Genomic DNA, 2,106 nt, shown 5'->3' with positions numbered 1-2,106 from the left:
GAACATCAAGGTCGTACGGGGCAACCCCACCCCCGAGGAACTGGCCGCCGCCCTCACCGTCGTCACGGCCCGCGCCGCGGCCGCCCAGACCGCGGTGCCGGGCGCCCCGGCTCCCCGGGACTCCTGGTCGGACCCGTCCCGCATCGCGGCCCGGCGTCTGCCGCAGCCGGGCGAGGCGGCCTGGGCCCGCAGCTGCTGGCCGGGCTGAGCCCGCCCGTCCGGGGCGCGCGGGGGCTCGTACGGAAGCGAGCCGGCCAAGTTGAGTACGCGTACTCAGGCGCCCCATGACCGGGGAACCGGACCATGGCACTCATGCTGTGGTCCGACCCCGAGAACGAGCCGCCGGAAGAACTCCGCGAGATGCAGGAGATGCTGCGGAGGCTCGGCGTCCTCATGGCGGTCGCCATGGTGCTGGTGATGATCGCGATCGGCCTGCGGTGAGCCCCGGCGCGGGCCGGGCGCCGCGGCTACGCTGACCGCATGACTGATCAGCCCCGCCGCCGACTCGTCCTCGCCTCCCAGTCCCCCGCCCGGCTCGGGCTGCTGCGCCAGGCCGGGCTCGCCCCCGAGGTGATCGTGAGCGGCGTCGACGAGGACGCCGTCACCGCACCGACCCCCGCCGAACTGGCCCTGGCCCTCGCCGAGGCCAAGGCATCCGTGGTGGCCGCCCGGCCCGAGGTCATGGGCGCGCTGGTGATCGGCTGCGACTCGGTGCTCGAACTCGACGGCCAGGCGCTCGGCAAGCCCGCCGACGCCGAGGAGGCCACCGCCCGCTGGAAGTCCATGCGCGGCCGTGCGGGCGTCCTGCAGACCGGCCACTGCGTCTGGGACACCGCCACCGGCCTCCACTCCTCGGCCACCGCCTCCACCGTCGTGCGCTTCGGCGAGCCCACCGACGAGGAGATCGCCGCCTATGTCGCCTCGGGCGAACCTCTCCACGTCGCGGGCGCCTTCACCCTCGACGGCCGCTCGGCGCCCTTCATCGAGGGCATCGACGGCGACCACGGCAACGTCATCGGCATCAGCCTGCCCCTCGTGCGCCGTCTCCTGGGCCGGCTGGGGGTCTCCATCACCGATCTGTGGACCTGACCGTCACCCGGCCGGGGGCCTGAGGGGCGTCCGGCCCGTCCCGCGGCTCACGCCGGGGCGGCCTTGTCCATCGGCCCCGGCCCGGCCGCCGGTGCCGCCGGCCCCGGTCCCGTCTCCGGCCCGGTGCCCGCGTCGGCGCCGGTGTTCTCCGTACGGTCGTACGTCATCAGCAGCAGCACGATCAGCGCCAGCACCACGGCCATGGACACGAAGGCCCCCCGGCCCACGATCCCCCAGGCGACGGCGCCCAGCAGCCCGTGCACGACCGCCGCGCTGACCAGCACGACGCGGCCGAAGCCGGCCGGGGCGCGGTCACGCAGGGCGACCAGCAGGGCGACGTAGGCGCACAGCAGGAAGTAGAGCCCGAAGAGGACTCCGCCGATCTTCGAGGACAGGGACATCACGTCCGGGTCCAGGCCCGCCAGGGACATGTGCTGGCGCTCCGCGACGACGCCGAGGAACCAGTTCACCGCGGCGATGCCCAGCCCCTCGGCGAGGAGCACGACCGCCAACAGCCATGCCACGGGTCTGCGCACCACGGGTCCCCACCCTCTTCCGACCGTTCGAGCACCGCCCGACCGGGACGGCGTTACCTCAAGTACGTTCGAGCCATCGCGAACGCTACTAACGGGTAAACCTCGGGACAAGGGTTCTGCCACAGGCAAAGAATCATTGGGCCATTCGTAGGGACTCCACAAAGAAACAGAGTGGGGCGCAGCACGCTCGCACAGAGACCTTGACCACACGAGAGGGCTAGGGTTTCCGGGAAGAGTCCTGCGTACCGAGGTGCGACAAGGGCTTTCGCCGATCGAGCAAGGCTCGGATCACGCTCCGTGTGGCAGAGGTCACCATTGGGGACGGGTCGTAGTGCCGTGTCGGCAGTCCCTAAACTCGGCTTGTTTCAAGGAGGGAGCCTCAATCGTGCGCAAGGTGCTCATCGCCAACCGTGGCGAAATCGCTGTCCGCGTGGCCCGTGCATGCCGGGACGCCGGGATCGCGAGCGTGGCCGTCTACGCA

General features: G+C 71.8%; 5 protein-coding genes. 4 read left to right on the top strand and 1 reads right to left on the bottom strand.

The window, feature by feature from the left end; translation table 11 throughout:
• Positions 1-4 precede the first annotated feature (4 nt).
• From ACIQGV_RS40835 to ACIQGV_RS40825, 3 genes are all read left to right on the top strand, one after another.
• Positions 5-208: an acyl-CoA carboxylase subunit epsilon gene (locus tag ACIQGV_RS40835; protein ID WP_402504825.1), complete on the top strand. Its 204-nt coding sequence runs from the start codon at positions 5-7 to the stop codon at positions 206-208.
• A 104-nt stretch (positions 209-312) separates the two neighbouring features.
• Positions 313-441, top strand: a complete 129-nt coding sequence (gene mmpB, locus ACIQGV_RS40830; RefSeq protein ID WP_402504823.1) for a morphogenic membrane protein MmpB — start codon at positions 313-315, stop codon at positions 439-441.
• Positions 442-480: 39 nt separating this feature from the next.
• Positions 481-1,089, top strand: coding sequence for a Maf family protein (locus ACIQGV_RS40825; protein WP_402504821.1), 609 nt, complete (start codon positions 481-483; stop codon positions 1,087-1,089).
• Between the two features lie 47 nt (positions 1,090-1,136).
• On the opposite strand, the gene ACIQGV_RS40820 is transcribed toward ACIQGV_RS40825, so the two are convergent.
• Entirely contained in the window at positions 1,137-1,628 is a 492-nt protein-coding gene (locus ACIQGV_RS40820) for a hypothetical protein (RefSeq protein ID WP_402504819.1), read from the bottom strand.
• Positions 1,629-2,010: 382 nt separating this feature from the next.
• Between ACIQGV_RS40820 and ACIQGV_RS40815 the strand changes: the two genes are divergently transcribed.
• On the top strand, positions 2,011-2,106 hold a 96-nt coding region (locus tag ACIQGV_RS40815; protein WP_279617129.1), incomplete at its 3' end, for a biotin carboxylase N-terminal domain-containing protein.

The organism is Streptomyces sp. NPDC093094 (genome assembly GCF_044754345.1).
Classification (GTDB): domain Bacteria; phylum Actinomycetota; class Actinomycetes; order Streptomycetales; family Streptomycetaceae; genus Streptomyces.
Note: the sequence above shows the minus strand (reverse complement) of the source record. Positions and strands in the feature narration are given on the sequence as shown.